This window comes from Fodinibacter luteus, assembly GCF_039541575.1.
GTDB lineage: Bacteria > Actinomycetota > Actinomycetes > Actinomycetales > Dermatophilaceae > Fodinibacter > Fodinibacter luteus.
In genome coordinates, this window is the sequence record NZ_BAABGM010000020.1 from 59,344 (window position 1) to 76,776 (window position 17,433).

Sequence of the window (17,433 nt, forward strand, 5' to 3'; positions counted from 1 at the left end):
TGTCTTCCCTGTGCACATCAGCCTGTCCTTCCGCATCGAGCCGTGCAATCCGTCCACTTCTAGTGACTCACTGTGTACACAATGGGGGTCCAGGTTGGCAGCTGGCTGGGCAGGATGAGTGATTCAGGAGGCCAGGCCGGAGTCGGGACCACCGTGCCAGAGCCCCGGGGCGCGCACGAGCGTGCTGACCCATACTGCGAGCCATGGACCCGCGCCCGGAGACCGCTCCCCAGCCACGGGCGACGAGCGCCGTCGTGGTCACCGCGGAGTCGGGGCACCGGTCCCGCTCACTCCAGCCGACCGTGCTGCGGCGGGTGGGCGGCGTGACTCTGCTCGACCGCACGGTCAAGGTGCTGTGCGAGGCAGGAGTGACCCGGATCGTGGTGGTGTCCGGCTACCGGAGCGAGGACGTGGCGGCGACCATCCACTCCCACCGCCTCCCGGTCGAGCTGGTCGTCAACCCGGACTGGCAGCGGGGCACGTCGACCTCGGTGCTGGCGGGCCTCCGGCAGGTCGACGAGGACCGCTGCCTGGTCGTCATGGGCGACCACGTGTTCGAGGCCGACGACGTCCGGCGACTGATGGCCGCACCGGGTCGCAACGTGCTGGCCGTCGACCGTGACCCACAGCGCCAGGTCGGCGGCCTGGGAGGGGTGCCCCCCGTTCGGGTGCGGACCGCGGCCGACGGCCGACTGCTCGAGCTGTCAGCCGACCTCAAGGAGTACGCCGCGGTCGACGCCGGCCTGAGCTCCGTGCACGTCGCCGACGTCCTGGCCGCGACCGCCGGCGCACCGGCGATGCCGTGGGCCGCCGTGCGGCGGCGGATGCTCGACCACGGGTTCGAGATGACCACCTGTGACTTCACCGGGCTCTGGGCGGCCGTCGACACACCCGGTGGGGTGCGGGCCCTGGAGCGGGCGATGTGGCACCGGTACGGGCCCAAGCCGACCGACCAGATCATCGCCCGGACCGTCAACCGGCGCATCTCGGGACCCCTGACCCGCCAGCTGCTGCGGACCGGGCTCAGCCCGCAGGTGGCGACGTTGCTCGCCTTTTCCACCACGCTTATCGCGTCCGGCCTGATCGCGGTGGGCGACCGGTGGGCGATGGCCGCGGGCGGGCTCGGCGTCCTGCTCGGCTCCGCCCTCGACGGCGTCGACGGCGAGCTCGCACGAGTCAGCGGCCGGGCCTCGCGCCGCGGCGCCGCGCTGGACACGCTGCTGGACCGCTATGCCGACCTCGCCGTCGTCGTCGGCCTCGTCATCGGCGCCGGCCACACCGAGACCGCGTGGGCCTGGGGGTTCGCCGCGGCGTGCGGCTGCCTGCTGATCCCCTACATCCACGCGGTGGGCCGGGACACCGGCGTGCGGTTGCTCTTCCGGCGCGAGGTCCGGCTGCTGATCTTCGCCCTGGCGGCGATCGGCGGCCTACCGCTGTGGGGGCTGGCTGTCGTCGCCATCGCGGCCAACCTCGACACGGCGCGCGGCGTGGTGCTGCTCCTGCGCGCGATGCACACCTGACACCCGCGGACCTGACCTCAAGGGCGACATCGCCTCCATCACGCATGAGTCCGGTGATGCAGAGGGCGCGACACCACGCGCCCTCTGCATCACCTGTGGCCAGATCGACCGCACGAGTGAGCAGAACATGCCCGGGAACGAGGGCGATGCCGCGCGTGTCCTGCTCATTCGATGGCCTCGAGCTCATCGGCACGTGCGCGAACATCGAGGTGCGTCACTGCGTCACTGCCGCGAGACGGCATCCTGTCCGCGGCAGAACTGGGTGGTCGCCTCACGCCGAGACAGCGCCTCTCGGGCTTCGGACCTCATGGCGTCGTCGCGACTCGGTAGCGTGCAGGGCATGCCCATCAAGCTCGATAACGTCGGCATCGCCGTGCGGGATCTCGACGCGGCGATCGACTTCTTCACCGACCTGGGGCTGACCGTTCTGGGGCGTGACACGATCAGTGGCGAATGGGCCGACACCGCGGTTGGCCTCGACGGCAACCACGTCAACATCGCCATGCTCCAGACGCCGGACGGCACCGGTCGCCTCGAGCTCTTCGAGTACATCCACCCCGACGCCCTCGAGACCGAACCCACCCGACCGAACGAGATCGGCATGCACCGGGTCGCCTTCTCGGTCGACAACCTCGAGGTGGCCCTCGAGGTCGCCGCAGCGCACGGCTGCTACCCGCTTCGCGGCGTGGCGAGCTACGGCGACGTGTACAAGCTGACCTATGTCCGCGGTCCCAGCGGCATCATCGTGATGCTCGCGCAAGAGCTCAGGAAGGGCTGACCGCCGGTCTCCCACGCCGGCGCCCTCCTGATCGTCCTCTCTGCGGAAGGTCAGGCCAGGAACGCGCCCCGCGACTGGCCGACGTGTCCGTCTCCACGCCGCCGAGGTCGGTGCCGCCAGAGTTCGGGCGGTGGCGGTGCGCTGGCATCACGTTCTTCGTACCCTGTGGGGCATGGGGGTTCTCGACATGGTCGCCGGTCGCCCCGTGGGCACCCCACACGACGAGGCGCTGGCCCACGCTGGGCACGGTGTCGCGATCTACTGGCGTCCGGGGTGTCCGTACACCGCCCGGCTCCGCATCGCCGTCCGGGCGCACCGACAACAGGCCCGCTGGGTCAACATCTGGGAGGACCAGGCAGGTCGGGCCTTCGTCGCGAGTGTCAACGGCGGGGACGAGACCGTTCCGACGGTCGTCATCGACGGCGTGCCGCACACCAACCCCGAACCGGCGCTCGTCAAGGCGGCCCTGTCGAGGTGACACGACCGCAGCGTCGGCGGTCGACCACTGTGCGGCACTGGGCCGCCGGTCGTTTCACACTTGACACCGCGGGCCATCGCGGCGTCGAAGATGGCGCTGGCCTCATCGTTCGATCGGTGGCAGTCCCAGACTGACGAGCCGTGCACGGCCTCGAACACCGGCTCGGGGTTCTGACCGCGTCAGGCAGGTGCTGCCAGGTCGCCAGCGTCCATGGCGCAGGCATCATCATCATGGCCCCCCAGTCCGAGCCCTCGAGGCCTTTCAACGCGCCCGGTCACTGCTGGGCGACGAGTTGGGCGTGGGACCCGGGCCCGGAGTTGCCGGCCGTGGAGGCCAAGGTGCTGGCCCAGGACCCGTCGCTCATGGCTGCCGCGCCGACCAGGATGCCCACCTGCCCGCGGAAGGGCCTGTCGACGTACGAACCCGGTGATGCGCCACCACTGGGGCCTGGCTGGACACTCGGGCGTACTGGACACCGACGACGCTGGCGGCCGCGATGGACACGGCGATCAGGTCGAGAACGAGATTGCGCCGGCGGTGCCCGGCGCCGGGACGTCCGGGAGCATCCGTCGTGGGGAACGACTGGGGTCCCCCGCTGAAGGACGGCGCTTCACGTGCTGGGACGTTCGTCATGGATCCTCCTCGGGCTCCCCGCGGCCGATCCGCGGCGTTGCATCCACGGTCGGGACACCGGGTTGCAGATCGCTGACGGCACTGTTGTCGCGCGGTTGCGACGGCCAGGTCACCTCCACGGCGCCAGCAGCTGGACCGTGGGCACGCCGCCCGACCGTTCACGTCCCGACGCGCCGTGGATGCGGCAGACGCCGGCTCCGACCGCCGTCGAAGGCTGCAGCGGTAGGCCATCGAGTGAGCAGGACACGCGCGGCGTCGCTCTCGATCACGGGCATGTTCTGCTCACTCGTGTGGTCGATCCGGCCACAGGTGATGCAGAGGGCGCGGCCTGTCGCGCGGCGTGCATCACCGGACTCAGCCCTGATGCAGGCAGAACGTCCGCTCCTGCCTTCAGCCCGGTCCGGCGATGGCGCCCCACGCCGTCGACCCGATCGACAGCTGGAGCTCCGCCCACCCGAGGACGTCCGCTGCTCAGCTGACCGCTCACGCCCTCGGTGTCACCCCAAGACGACCCGGGCACCCCGGCGCCAGTCCTGGGGCCCGGTGGGGCCGGACCGCCACCAGGCACTCCGGATGCCGGCACGAGTAAGCCCCCGACAGCGTTTCCGCTGGCCGGGGGCCCGTCGTCTGTCTCAACACAGAGCGCGCCCGAAGGGATTCGAACCCCTAACCTTCTGATCCGTAGGCACGCCAGAGGCCCGAATCGACACGAATGCTGATGACTCGACCCGACACCCAGGACGACGTTTTCGCAGGTCAGGTGCCTTGTGACGGCTCAGGTCGGCATCCGGCGCATTGTTACGGTTTCGACACCAAAACTGATTTTTGGAGCCAATTTTGGGGCCCATGGCTGGCGGTCGCGGCGGCAGAATATTGGACTCAGGAGGACCGGTCGATGGCCGCCCTCACCGCTTCGACCATCACGGGCAGGTCGCGATCGACGGTGCTGCGCACGATCGCCGGCTCGACCAGGAGGTAGCCGTGGGCGATGCGGTTGCGCATCCCCCACATCTGGCTCCAGACGTCACCGAACAGCGCCTCGCGGTCAGCGGCGCTGAGCCCGGACAGCGCCTCGATCCCTGCCGAGAGACGCATGCAGATCGCGTCGATCGTCTTCTGGTCGGACAGGTCGCCCGATCCGTAGTCGGCCACGACCTCGAAGTGAGCCATCGCCTCCTGGAGCATCTGCTTCGGCTGGCGGCGTCTCACAACGGCACCGCCTCGGCCAGAGCCCGGTCACGCAGTGCAGGGCGAAGGGAGCTCTCGGGAACCAGGTCGACAGGCACCCCGACGGCAGCCGCCACTTGGTCCTCGAGTCGGCCCAGCTCCATCAGGCTGAGCGGTCGCCCCATGACGAACAGCAGGTCAACGTCCGACCCTTCGTCGTCCTCACCGCGCGCTACCGACCCGAACACCCGCACATCCCTGCCGCCGGCTTCCGCGACGGCCCGCAGGATCTCGGCGCGTGCCGCCCGCAGCCGCCGCGCCAAGGGCGTCGTGCCGTGGAACCTCAGCAACCGAGACACCTCTGGCTGGCTTCGCCCGATCTCGGCGGCAATCTGGGCCTGCGTCATCCCAGCGGCGGCCGCCTCGCGCACCGCCCGCACCAGCTCATCCCTGGCGCGGCGCACGGCGGCATCGCTCTCCCGTGCAACTTCAGCCAGCCTCACGTCCATGGCGCAACTATAGCAAGTGCTATTCGTCCCTTGAGAGACAGCGCCCATCGTTCACCAGAAGCGTCCGCCCTTGCTGATGGAGGCTCATCCCAAACGAGGGTGTAGGCGGGGTCTGAAGCCGCCGGTCTCGAGTAGGGATCTGGCGATGTAGTTGGTGAGGTTGCGGAAGCCGAGGGCTGAGCCGCGTAGGTGCTCGAGCCGTCCGTTGAGCGCTTCGGTGGGTCCGTTGCTGGTGCCGGGGCGGTCGAAGTAGGCCAGCACGTCGACGGCTCGCTGGTTCAGGGTCCGGCCGAGGCGCCGCAGCTCGACCAGGGCGGCGGGCACGCCTTTCCGAAGGCAGTCGATGACCGCTGTCATTGCTGCGCGGGCTTGGCCCCGATCGGGGTCGCGGTACGCGGCGATCATTCGCTGGTAGATGCCCCAGGTGGCCTCGACCTCTACGTGCCCGGCGTCGGCGAACAAGACCATCAGCCGTTCGCGTTGGCGGTCGGTAAGCAGGTCATCACCGGTGTGCAGGGTCCGCCTGGCCCGGTACAACGGGTCCCCGGAGTGGCCGCGGTGGCCGAGCAGCTCCTGCTGGACCCGGCGCCGGCACCGGTCCAGGGCGTCCCCGGCCAAGCGCACGACGTGGAAGGGGTCCATCACCGCGACCGCGTCGGGCAGTTCCTCGGCGGCGGCGGTCTTGAACCCGGTGAACCCGTCCATGGCCACGACCTGCACCGCGTCGCGCCACGCCTGCGGTCGATCCGCGAGCCAGGTCTTGAACGCCGCCTTGGAACGGCCGGCGACCATGTCCAGCAGGCGTGCCGGGCCGGTGCCGTCGCGGATTGGGGTGAGGTCGATGATGACGGTGACGTACTTGTCACCCTTGCTGGTGTGCCGCCACACGTGCTCGTCGACCCCGAGCACCGCGACCCCGTCGAACCGGGCCGGGTCGCCGATCAGGACCCGGCGCCCCTCGGCCAGGACCGCGTCGTTGGCGGTGTCCCACGCGACCGCGAGCCCCTCCGCGACCCGCGCGACGGTCAGGTGCGCCACCACCAGGGCCTGAAGCGCCCACGCCAACCCGGACCGGGAGATCTTCGCCCGCGGCTCCGCAGCCTTGCTCAGGTCCTGACGCCACACCCGCCCGCACCCGCTGCACCGGTACCGGCGCACCGTGACCAGCAGCGTCGTCGGGCGCCACCCGAACGGCTCGTGAGCCAGGGCTCGCACCACCGTGTCCCGCGCGAACCCCTGCTCCCCGCAGCGATGGCACCAGTCATCGGGCTCCACGACTCGGCAAGCCAACACCGCCCGATCAGGCTCAACCCGTTGACCGACCACGACGAGGCCGAGCTCGTCCAAGCCAGCGAAGGTCGTCAGGTCAGGGCAGTCGAAGGTAGCGTCGCGCACGTCGAGGTCTTCCAGGTGGATGGCGTAGGAACCTCCATCCTCGGGAGACCTCGACACCTATCCAGTCAGCGACGCGCCCACCTCACCTACACCCTCGTTTGGGAAGAGCCCTGATGGACCCGCGTCTCTCCGCCCACAAGGACGCGGCATCAAGCCAGGGTCGATATGGCTACCAACTCTGAATGCTCCTCATCAGTGAGACCCCACCTGACCACAGTCAGGTCGGAGGTGACCCTCGAGCCCGGCTTCCGGACTAGGCGTCGCCGACAAGGAACGCCGGGGATTTCGGTCGGCGGGCTGCGAGGGTGTCCGGACGTGCGCCTGCTGGACCCGCCCGGGGCCTTGGGCCAAGTCTGTCCGGCGGAACGTCCATCTCGCGAGACGGACCCTCCCGCGTCGCGGACTCCCCGAGGTGTGTCGGAGGTTCTGGTTAGGCTTCGTTGAAGGCTCGGCGCCTCGCTCTCGCTCCCTTGGCGGCAGGTGATACCTGCCGTCGCGGTGACTGCCGATCCGACCCGTTCCCACCGATGTGAAGGGTTCCGTGGTGTCCATCCCGCAGATGCGGAAGTTCCTGAAGGTGCTCACTCCTGACGAGTGGAGCGACGTGCTCGAGTGCAGCCACTCGTTCGCGGCTTTGGTTCGGGGGGGCGCCAAGATGGACGGCGTGGACGCGGCCGCTGTCCGTCAGTGGGTCCTTCTCCCGCGTCGATCCGACAAGCTCCTGGAGTTCGCTGTGATGGGCACGGCGGGTGAGCTGCTGCCCGACGGGTGGGACCTCGCGCAGGGCCTGCCGGCGGAGCTGGAGGACGTCCGCACCTGGGTTGAGGGGGTTGCCTCCTCCCACGGATCAGGTCCCGCGAAAGTCTGCCTCCTTGCAGCGAAGGAGTCGAGCGCAGCGCCGATGTCGGCGCGCGACCTCGATGGCCTTCGTCGGCTGATCGTGTCGACCCCGCGGCGGTTGGCGGAACCCGCCCCCGCGGTGGAAGACGAACCCGATGCGGGCGAGGGGTCGGCGGTGGCTGCTGAGGGCGCGGAGGAGCCCACTGACGCGGACGACCCGCCGGAGGAGTTCGAACCGGACATGGCCCCAGCGAATCCCACAGGCCGGGGGGAGACCCGCGGGGCGGACGCCGACCTCGATGACCTCGACGTCCGCCTCGCCAACCTGACGCGCCTGGCTGCCGCTGCGGCGACCCTGATGAGGGAGGAAGCGGCCGGCGTGGAACTGGGCAGGGCGCTCGGCGACACGCTCGGTCCGGTCCTCGAGGAGTACGGGTCCCACCGGGCTGTCGTTCTCGGCGACGTCGGCGCGCTGGCGGACGGGCTCGCTCTTTCGGACCTTGCCTCGTCCCGCACCGCGGTTGCGGCCGAACGGGACCGGCGGGAGCAGGGCAGGCAGGCGGCCGAGCAGGAGAGCCGCGAACGGTCCGAGCGCGCGGCGACGCTCCTCGCCAACGTCGAGCAGCTGGACTTGCTGCTGGCGACGGCGGATCCCGCGGTCGCGCCGGGGCTGACGGTGGCCCGGGAGTCCGCGCTCTCGGAGCTGAGGACTCTCGGGATGGTGCCGGAGACCGCGCCGGGTCCAGCGGACGAGCAGCACGCCAGCACAAGCCCGGGGGATGTCACCGTCGAGGTGGCGGAGGGCGCCGGGGCGGACACGGAACCGTCGGTAGCGGTCACGGCGGGGGCCCCGGCCGAGAGCGGCACCGTGGACGGCTGCTCAGCGATCACACCAATAGAGCAGCATGGCGACCGAGGCTCGGCGCCGGCCGGGCACGAGGAGCAGGCGCACACCCAGCGCGGGCAGGCCCCGCCGGATCAGGGAACCGAGGCCCTGTCAGCCCCCCGGGCGGACAGGGCCGCCCGACCGGAGCCGACGGAGAACGACCCGCAGCGTGACCCGGACGTGGATCCGGGTGCGGAACGAGTTGGGTCCGCGGACGCGCGACCCGAGCGTGAGCGCCCCAGCGGGGAGCCGGAGCCGGTCCGACCGGCGGACGGCACCGGAGCGGGCCTCGACACCACGCCCGTGGCGGCACTGGTGGCCGCGTCACAACCCCTTGCTGCGGCACTGCTGGTGCGCGCTTCGCGCAGCGAGCAGCTTCTCGCCGACGCGCTGCTGTTCAACGGCGCAGCTTTCGCGAGCGGGCCCGACGGTATCTCCCCGACGGAGGCCGTGCACGCGGGCGCAGAACTCGACGCCGACGCACTCGTCGACGACAGGGCAGCGGCCGTGGCGACCATCACCGCGGCCGCCCGTACTGCCCTCGCCGCGGGGTGGGCGCCCGGTCACCTCCTAGACGGGCTCCTGGGCTCCGTGCACCTCGAGTCCGAGTGGCACGAATTCCTCTCGCACGTCGCCAAGCTGACCCACCAGGGATACGTGCACCGCCCGACCGCGGCCCCGGACCGGGCCACGCCGGTGCGCGAGGAGTTCGCCGACCGAGCCCGGGCCTCGCTGCACGAGCTCGAGTCGGCGACGACCAAGTACCACCGGGCCACTCGGGTGCTGCACTACCTCGCCCGGAATGACCAGCCGCTGGGTGCCGCGCTCGCGGCGTTGGCCGCGTGGTCGGAGGGAGACGACGCCGCCATCCACGACGTGCGGCGGCTGAGTTCCGAGCTGCGAAACGCCCGCTCCCGGCAACGAATCGTCAACCTCGCCGACGAGCACGTCTCGACGCCCCAGCAACGGCGCAACGACATCGTCGCCGGAGCCGCCAACCAGCTGAACGCCAGGATCGACGAGGTGGCCAGCCTCCTCACCGCCGGCCTCGATGCCAATCTGCGTCCGCACGCCGGTGCCGCGGACGAGGGGACCCGACACCAGCTCGTGGCGCAGGCGCGTGCCCTGCCCCAAGCGGTCGCCGCTTCGCTGGAGTCAGCGCTCCTAGAGGCACTGCGACGGTGGGTCGTCGAGCCGAGCGTCGACTGGCCCGAGAAGGGCGTGACCCTCGAGGACCTGCAGCGGGCGGCCTCACTGCCGCTGACCTTCGTTCCACGGGGGCCGGACCAGCAACCGGACCTGGGTGCAGTGGCGTGGTCGGACGTCGCAAGCGCCCTGCTGGACCCGCCGACGGCAGAGGCGCTCGTCGAGTCCTACGCGGAGTCCGGCAACCTCGCGGCGGCGGCCGAGGCCGCGGGGTCCCGGCCAGGCCTTGGAGAGCGCCTGGTGGACCAGCGGTCAAACTGGCGGGCCCGGCTCTCGGGGATGGTCCGCGAAGCGGAGTCCGGGTTGGCTCGGGCGCGCGCCGACAGCGCGGTCGCGGACGAGGACGTCTCGCGGCTGGAGGGAGCCCTGGCGTCACTGGCCGCGTACGACGGCGAGCGGTTCGACCTGCAGGTGGAAAAGGTACACGCGGTCTTGACCACTGTCGCAGGTCGGCTCGAGGAGGAGGCGGGGCGGTTGCGTGCCCGGCTGGCGGACCTCACTGGCCCGGCGGCAGACGCCACGGCGCGCGTCTCAGCACTGATCGACGCTGGGGACCTGGCCACCGCGCGCGAGTACCTGTTCCAGCTTGAGAGCGGCGCAGGCATCACGGAGCCACAGGACGACACCGAACGGCACCTCGAGGTGTTCGCCGCGGCGGTTGCAGACCTCCCGTCGGACGCCAGGGCGGACCAGGTCTACGAAGAGCTGCGCGACGGTGACGAGGACGAGCTCGCCCGTGAGGGGCTCCAGTCCTGGGCAAGCCTCGTCCTCAACCCCCTGCGCTCATCCAAGATGCACCTCCCGGGCTTGCTGGGACTGATCGGCCTTGACACGGACCTGAGCCGGGTCACGGATGTGAGCTCGGCCGGCATCCGGAACGCGAAGGTGTTCCGGGTGAAGGCCCAGCCACGTGACGGTTCGGTAGTACCCGGATTGGGCAGCCGCGCGGCCGGCCAGTACCACGTGACCGTCCTGTCGCCGCAGCGGCTCGACCCCGAGCAGGCGCTGAGCCTGGTCCCGGAGGCCCGGCGTGACGAAGCGAACCTCATCCTCGTCCCGCAGGTGCTCACCGAGCACGAGCGTCGCCACTTCCTGCGTGCCAGCCGTCGCCTCGCGGTGAGGGCACTGGTCGTGGACGCCGCCTGCGTGGGGTACGTGGCGGCTGTTGCGCCCGGCTCGTTCCGCACGCTCCAGCAGATCACCCTGCCGTACGCGACGTACACCCACTACACGCCCTTCGTGGCGGGGGACGTACCGGAGGAAGTCTTCGTCGGACGCAGTGACGAGGCCAGGCAGATCATCGACCCCGCCGGCAGCCTATTCGTTTACGGCGGAAGGCAGCTCGGGAAGTCGGCGCTGCTGCGTCACATCAGCCGGACTGTCTCAGACGGCGGCGGCAGGAAGGCCGTCTACGTCGACCTCAAGGCCAAGATGATCGGCGAGGCCCACGACCCCGCACACCTGTGGCAGGTCCTGCTCGAAGAATTCCAGCGAGAGGGCATCATCGGACCCCGGGTGGCGAGCGGCACCGCCAAGGTGGTGGTGGAGCAGACCCAGAAGTGGCTGCGGGAGGACGAGACACGTCGCCTGCTGCTGCTGCTCGACGAGGCCGATCTGTTCCTCGAGAGCGAGGCACGTGAGCGCCGGGAGGGCAACCGGTCGGTGAGGTTCCCGAACGTGAGTCCGCTCAAGGATCTGATGGAGAGCACCAACCGGCGCTTCAAGCCGGTGTTCGCGGGCCTGCACCAGGTCCAGCGGTTCCACGAGATCTCGAACACGCCGCTGGCCCATGGTGGTCGTGACATCTTGGTCGGGCCCCTCGACCGCAGGGCAGCGCTGGACCTGGTCGAGAAACCCTTCTCGGCTCTGGGGTACCGGTTCGAGTCGCGTGACCTGGTCTCGCGCTTGCTCGCCTTCACCAACTACCAGGCGAGTCTGGTGCAGATCGTCTGCGACCACCTCGCCACGCGCATGGCAGGGCGCGACCCGGCTCCCGGCCAGCCTCCGGTGACGATCACCAGCGCCGACGTGGACCTCGTCACGCAGGACCGCGAGGTCAGGCAGCAGCTCGCGGAGCGCTTCCGGCTCACCATCAGGCTGGAGGACCGGTACGCGGTGATCGCGCTCGTGGTGGCGATGCTCAGTTTCGAGGACGCCTTCACATCGGCCTACGACGCCTCCGAGGTCTACGACTGGTGCCGGGGCTACTGGCCGGTCGGCTTCGGTGACATGACTGCTCGCGAGTTCGGGCTGTACCTGGAGGAGATGGCCGGCCTGGGCGTCCTGGTCCGGCGCGCGGATGGCCGCGTGTCGGTCCGCTCGCCAAATGTCGTTTCGATGTTGGGGAGCAGGGCCGACCTCGAGCAGCAGCTGGACGAGGGCGGCTTCGAGCTCCCCCACGACTACAACCCCCGGGCGGCTCGCCGTACCGTACGCACCAGCCGTGGGGAGCTCCGCAGTCCACTGACCGAGCAGGACCTGCAGATCGTCGTCCCACAGTCCGGTGGATCCGCGGGCCTGCACCTCGTGGTGGGCAGCCGCGCCCTGGGCGTCCAGGACGTGCCGGAAGTCCTCGAGGCGGTCGCGCGCGAACGTGAACGGAGAACCGTCCGGGTCGCCGGTGACGACTTTGCGGGCTGGGTTACGTCCAGCGGTGCCGGGCCCCGACGTGAGCGTGACGTGCTGCCTGTGGTGGACGGCACGCAACTCCCCCCCGGCCCCCTCGAGCAGCTGCTCGAGCTCGCACACCGGACGGTGGCCAGGCGGGCCGGCCAGTCGGTGGTGGTGGTCGCCGGCCCTCGAGCGGAGGGGCTCATCGCCGCCTGGCTGGCCCGGTTGGCGAGTGTGACAGTTCTGGAGCGGTGGAATGACGAGGCGCTGCGCTCAATCAGCGACAGCGTCCTCGTCGACCCGCGCAGCCGGGCCGAGGTCCTCGCCGTCACCAGCGGGTGGCCCGAGCTGGTGGACGAGGTCCTACGACGGGTGGCGGCCGGGGCGTCTCTTGACACCGTCGTCGAGGACGTGGGTTCCATACCGAGGACCTCGGCGGCCGCTACGGCGTTCCTCGAGTCCGTCGGCGTGGACACAGTCCCCGATGCTTTGCGGCGGTGGGTGAACCTGGCGTCCCCGGGAGAGGCCGTGAACCCTGCCGACCTCCAGCGCCTCTTCGAGGACGTCTCCGACGGCGTCTTCATCGAGCTGGCCGACCGTCTCGCCGCCCTACATGTCGTGACCGGCGCTCCGTCCGCGCTGGTGCTCGACCCGGTCGTCCACCGCGCCGTGAGGCACCTCGCCGATGACGGCCGATGACCTCCTCGAGCTTCCCGGGCCTAAGGCGTTCGTGGATCGAGCTTGCGCCGACCTGGAGGCAGGCCGAAGTGTCTTGCTCGTCTTTCCGCGGTTCGCCATCGCCTCCGGCCTCGCAGACCACGTCCTCGACGCAGTCGCGACGAGTGCCGGTGCCCGCTGCGTGGACACCGGCGAGGCCCACCTCGCGACACGCGTGGCGGAGGCGATGGACCGGCTGCACGAGTGGCGACCGGGCAGCGACCCGTGGTGGGACCTGGCGCACTGGCCCGCGCTGCGGGGCCAGTGCGCAGCCGTGCGGTCATGGGAGGACGCGGTTGGCGACCCCGTCACCCGGTGGGAGGCGCTGACGCACGAGAGCGGACGCGAACCTCGGGAGAGGTTCCGTCTCCTCGTCGGGGTCGGCCTGGACGACCTCGAGGGCTCACCCTTGGACCGTACGCCCTCCCTCCACGTGTCCGTGCGCTGGTGGTGGGGCGTCGTCGACCGCCTGGACACCGAGCTGTACCTGAGCGGGCGGGACCCGGACCCGCTCGCCCACGCAGAGGCGGTGGAGGTCACCGCGTGGGCGCTGGAGGGGAGCTGCGGCGGAGGGACGGACGGGCACGCGTTAGCCACCGGGCTGCCCCGGGCGGTGCGTGAGCACGACCGCACCCCACGGACTCACCGGCAGGCTCCTCCACCGGAGATCCGCCCGCACTGGGACCTCGGGCTGGTCGAGCTCTGGGACGGCCGCTACCGCCCGGTGGCTGCCGCCGACCCGGAAGGCGAGGAACGTCGGGTTCTTCGATGGCGAGCGCAGGTGCGGCTCCTGTTCCCCTACCTCGAGGAACATCGCGTGCGCATCCTGCGAGAGTTCCTCCCCAAGGCGCTCACCGTCGGAGTCGCCCCCGGTTTCGGCGACGTCTGGGAGCTAGGCGACATGTTCGGGCAGGGGAGACGCGTCGGGTTGTCACTGGCCACCTACGACCACCTGAAGGTCGCACGCGACGTGCGCAACGACCTCGCGCACGGGCGGCCCGCAGAACCGCGACAGGTTGAGTTGCTACGCGAGAAGATCCCGCTCTGAGGCGGTGATCGCCTCGGTCGAGGGAGGGATGCGCTTGCGCTGGGTTCCCCAACCTCCACGGCGATCGCTCCCGATGTCCCCTGTGGGCGTGTGAAGCCCTTGCGCAGTTCCGCGAAGTCCGGCTCGGGGATGACGGAGAGGGGCGCCCCCTGACGTGGATGCGACGCATGTCCGTGCTCAGGTCCCCACCTTGCTGCTGTCGACGACGCCGACTTCAATTGCCGCGCCCAGTTCGGCGGTCCGTGTGAGCAACTCCTCGAGGAGCCGTGGGTACTCGGGGGTTGCGCGTTCCCCCGCGGCCATCCGAGCCCCACGCGCTTTCGTTCCGTCGAACATCGGGCACCTGGCTTCGCCGGTCGTCGGGTTGCCCGAGGATGCGCCGCTTCAGCGACGTGTCCAGTGTCTCCGCCAAGCGGGACGCCGACATCCAGCCCTCCAGACTGGGCAGGTCCCGGTCCACCCAGCGGCATCGCTCGGGCGGCTTGACCCCGAAGAGCAACGCTTGTGGGGGCGCGTCTCTCGATCACGCGGTGGAGGTCGATCGTGAGCGAGCGGAGGCGAATCTGGCCGTCCACCCGGAAGATAAGGGCGAGTTCGAGCTCGACGATCGGTCCCGGAGGCTCGACGCCGTCTGCAGTGGTGAGGTAGGACGTGGGCTCGTCCGGGCGGGTGGCCGCCGGCACGCTTCGCACGCTGACCGAGGATACGGCCGACGCCCTGACCCCGACCATGGCGGCCCGGGCCCCCGCAGACTTCCAGGGCCGGTCGTGGCGACCCCAACCCTCGTCTGGGCATAGCGAAGTATCCCGCCGCCGGGCGGCCGTCCAGAGGCTGACGACAGCGCCGAAGCGAGGCGGCATGTGCCGTCACCGTCGCGACCCCGTGTTGCAGCCGGTGCTCGGTCCCCGCCGATCAGCAACCTGCGACGCTCCTATGCTTTGTCAAGCAGCTGGCGGCCCACTTTCGAGTAGGCGGTAGAGGTCGCGGGCGACGTAGCGTGCCAGGCAGCGTTTGATCTCCCGGCTGGTCTTGCCTTCGGCAGTGCGTCGAGCGACATAGTCGCGGGTGGTCTGCTGGTACTGGATCCGGCTGCGGACCACGGTGTGTAGTGCGGTGTTGAGCTGGCGGTCGCCGTAGCGCGGTTGAGCCGATAGCGGGTGGTGACCTGGCCACTGTTCGCCGGGATCGGTGCCACGCCGGCGAGCATCGCGAACGCCGCCTCGGAGTGGACACGACCGGGGTGGGACCAGGCGCACAAGACCGTCGCGGCCACGATGGGTCCGACGCCGAACTCCTCGAGCAGGTCAGGGCGCCAGCTGCGGATGATGGCCACCATCGCCTTCTGCAGCTCGCGCGCCTCCTTCAGCATCGCGTGTGCGCGACGAGCCAAGGTCCGCAGCGCCACCACGGTGTTGGTCGTCTCGGTGTCCCAGGAAGCGTGCACTCGCAGGTTCGCTGCGGTGGTGAGCATCGCGGCAAGCTTCTGGCCGCGGAACCTGGCCCGGATCGGTTCGGGTGCTGCGATGACCAGGCTGAAGACCTGCTGCTGGGCCTCGGTGGAGGCATTGATCGCGGAGCGGCGTGCAGCCAAGAGCACTGACAGTGCTTGGCGTTCGCCTCCGGTTCGGGGGTTCCCCAGCCGTGGTCGAGCCATCGCTTCACGCGCGGCTCGGATCGCATCGAGTGGATCGGACTTCGCGCCGTTGCGTCGCGCGGCCCGCTTCGGGCGGTCCAGCTCGATGACGAGCTCCGACATCTGGAGCAGGTGACGGCTCAGACCAGCGCCGTGGCCGCCGGTCCCTTCGATCGCCCAGGCCCGCAACATCGGGTGATTGTTGGCGAACTCCACCAGTTCGCCATAGCCCTGGGCTGTGGCCTCGACGGTGATCTCGTCCAGGACACCAACCCGTGGCAGCATCGACCACGGCCGCGGAGTGGGTGTGGACGTGGGTGTCGACGCCGATGACGACATCGACCACCTCACGTAGATCGGTCAGACTGGTCATGCGTTCTCTCCTTCGCCGGACGGGACGTGGTTCCGGTCCGGGACGGAGGCTCGGCAGGACTGTGATGAGACACATCCGGCGCCGCTAACGCCAGGTGGTCAAGCTCCTGATCAGGCCAGCTCCTCCAACCCGCGGCCGGGGCCGGTGACCACGAGCGGACAAGTCGCAGCAAGGCACAGTGGCCAGTCTCTCCGGGGGTCACGCTCGCGGTCACCAACCACAGCCCAGCACCTTCAGGCTGCGTTGGCGATCCTCACAGTCTCTCCGCCGGGTGTTCATCCGCCCAAGGCGCGGGCGAGGAGTTGGTGGCGTGAGGTGGAGTCGGTCTTTGCCAGCAGTGCCTTGAGGTGGTCCTCGGTGGTGGAGTGCGCGATGACCAGCTCGTCGGCGATGGCGCGGGTGTCCATGCCGTGCAGGGCAAGGTGGAGCACCTCGCTCTGTCGGGGGCTGAGCTGGTGGGCGCGGGCGAACAGGTCCGCCCGCTCGGTGGTGGTCGAGGGGCCGATGGACACTGCGATGCGGGCTTCGAGCCGCTCGGCCCGGACGCTGGCCCACCTGCTTGCTCCGAGGTGCACGCGGGCCCAGGGATCACCGGGCCAGATGCCGTCTTCGTGGGCGAGCAGGGCCGCGACCACGTTGTAGGCGGCGGCCGGCACCGGCGGGCCCGGCTCTGTGGGCGGGAGCAGACGCATCAGGGCGTGCCCGGCGCCGGAGGTCACCGAGCGAACCTGAAGGTCGTCGTCGAGCAGGACCACCCCGGACTCCAACCGCGTGGGGGGAGCGTCAGGAACGGTGAACGTGCGCGCCACCGCCATCCTCAGTGAGGCTGTCAGCACGGGGGGCAGCCCTGCGAGCCGGTCACGCTCGGGATCGGTGAAACCGGCGGAACAGCGCCACAACTCCAGGAACCCCCACCGTCCCCACCGGTCCTGCAACGTCATGGACGCCGTATCGGTGACCCCGAGCTCCGCCAGGACCGTGCGCCACTGGGTGACGCCGGCGGTGCTGTAGCGGCGCCGGATCACAGCGGGCAGGTCACCGGGGGCGACCATGGGGACGGTGGCGTGCGGGGAGGTGACGATGCCGGTGGCGGGGTCGGTCATGGCAAACACGTGGGCGTCGAAACCCACCCGGGCGGCGATCAGGTCGAGCTGAGCGGTGCGAAGCGCCCGGTCCGTCAGCCCTTCGCCGTCCAGTGCGCTCAGCCGCTCGGCGAGGTCCACCCTTGCAGCGTAGGACCGGCGAGGTCGCGAACAGATCCCCGAGATCGGGGATGGAGGGCGCGCGCCCCGGTCTGGACGATGGTGGCCATGACAGCGACCCTGCACATCGAACACCCGGTCCGCGACTTCGACGCCTGGAAGCGGGTCTTCGACAGCTTCCACGACTTCCGGGTCGAACACGACGTCCGCTCCGTCCGGGTCGGCCGCAAGGTCGACGCCGCGTCGCACGTGGCGATCGACCTGGTCTTCGACAGCCAGGACGCGGCCGCGGCCTTCCATCGCGTCCTGCAGGAGCAGGTGTGGAGCCGGCAGCAAGCCACCGATCTGCTGGCCGGGGGCCCCTCAGCGGTCATCCACAACCTGGTGGAGGACACCACCAACTCGCCCTGACAAGGTGGCCGCCCGTGCCTGGCCCGC

At 70.3% G+C, this 17,433-nt stretch carries 11 protein-coding genes; 6 read left to right on the top strand and 5 right to left on the bottom strand.

All coding sequences use genetic code 11. From position 1 onward, the window contains the following. The first annotated feature begins 203 nt into the window (after positions 1-203). The 3 genes from ABD899_RS15040 (at position 204) to ABD899_RS15050 (ending at position 2,776) form a co-directional block, all read left to right on the top strand. A complete protein-coding gene (locus tag ABD899_RS15040) occupies positions 204-1,520 on the top strand; it encodes an NTP transferase domain-containing protein (protein WP_345207466.1) in 1,317 nt (438 codons plus the stop codon). 340 nt (positions 1,521-1,860) lie between these two features. Then, a complete protein-coding gene (locus tag ABD899_RS15045; RefSeq protein WP_345207468.1) occupies positions 1,861-2,298 on the top strand; it encodes a VOC family protein in 438 nt (145 codons plus the stop codon). Positions 2,299-2,470: 172 nt separating this feature from the next. After that, positions 2,471-2,776 carry a glutaredoxin domain-containing protein gene (locus ABD899_RS15050; RefSeq protein WP_345207470.1) on the top strand — a complete coding sequence of 102 codons (306 nt, stop codon included), beginning with the start codon at positions 2,471-2,473 and terminating at the stop codon, positions 2,774-2,776. Positions 2,777-4,288: 1,512 nt separating this feature from the next. Here the strand turns inward: ABD899_RS15050 and ABD899_RS15055 are convergent. The 3 genes from ABD899_RS15055 to ABD899_RS15065 form a co-directional block, all read right to left on the bottom strand. After that, on the bottom strand, positions 4,289-4,618 hold the full coding sequence (locus ABD899_RS15055) for a HepT-like ribonuclease domain-containing protein (protein ID WP_345207472.1): 330 nt from the start codon (positions 4,616-4,618) through the stop codon (positions 4,289-4,291). Continuing rightward, on the bottom strand, positions 4,615-5,085 hold the full coding sequence (locus ABD899_RS15060; RefSeq protein ID WP_345207475.1) for a nucleotidyltransferase family protein: 471 nt from the start codon (positions 5,083-5,085) through the stop codon (positions 4,615-4,617). The genes ABD899_RS15055 and ABD899_RS15060 overlap by 4 nt, the downstream gene beginning before the upstream one ends. A gap of 84 nt (positions 5,086-5,169) precedes the next feature. Then, a complete protein-coding gene (locus ABD899_RS15065; RefSeq protein ID WP_345207477.1) occupies positions 5,170-6,480 on the bottom strand; it encodes an ISL3 family transposase in 1,311 nt (436 codons plus the stop codon). Positions 6,481-7,024: 544 nt separating this feature from the next. On the opposite strand from ABD899_RS15065, the gene ABD899_RS15070 reads away from it, so the two are divergent. Together ABD899_RS15070 and ABD899_RS15075 are read left to right on the top strand one after the other, a co-directional pair. After that, positions 7,025-12,721 carry an AAA family ATPase gene (locus tag ABD899_RS15070; RefSeq protein WP_345207479.1) on the top strand — a complete coding sequence of 1,899 codons (5,697 nt, stop codon included), beginning with the start codon at positions 7,025-7,027 and terminating at the stop codon, positions 12,719-12,721. Positions 12,722-12,794: 73 nt separating this feature from the next. Beyond that, complete coding sequence (locus ABD899_RS15075) at positions 12,795-13,787, top strand: hypothetical protein (RefSeq protein ID WP_345207481.1); 993 nt, start codon at positions 12,795-12,797, stop codon at positions 13,785-13,787. Positions 13,788-14,718: 931 nt separating this feature from the next. Here the strand turns inward: ABD899_RS15075 and ABD899_RS15080 are convergent. After that, positions 14,719-15,759, bottom strand: a complete 1,041-nt coding sequence (locus ABD899_RS15080; protein ID WP_345207482.1) for a transposase — start codon at positions 15,757-15,759, stop codon at positions 14,719-14,721. A 309-nt stretch (positions 15,760-16,068) separates the two neighbouring features. Further along, positions 16,069-17,016 carry a response regulator transcription factor gene (locus tag ABD899_RS15085; RefSeq protein WP_345207484.1) on the bottom strand — a complete coding sequence of 316 codons (948 nt, stop codon included), beginning with the start codon at positions 17,014-17,016 and terminating at the stop codon, positions 16,069-16,071. Between the two features lie 87 nt (positions 17,017-17,103). Between ABD899_RS15085 and ABD899_RS15090 the strand changes: the two genes are divergently transcribed. Next, a complete protein-coding gene (locus ABD899_RS15090) occupies positions 17,104-17,406 on the top strand; it encodes a hypothetical protein (protein WP_345207486.1) in 303 nt (100 codons plus the stop codon). Positions 17,407-17,433 lie beyond the last annotated feature (27 nt).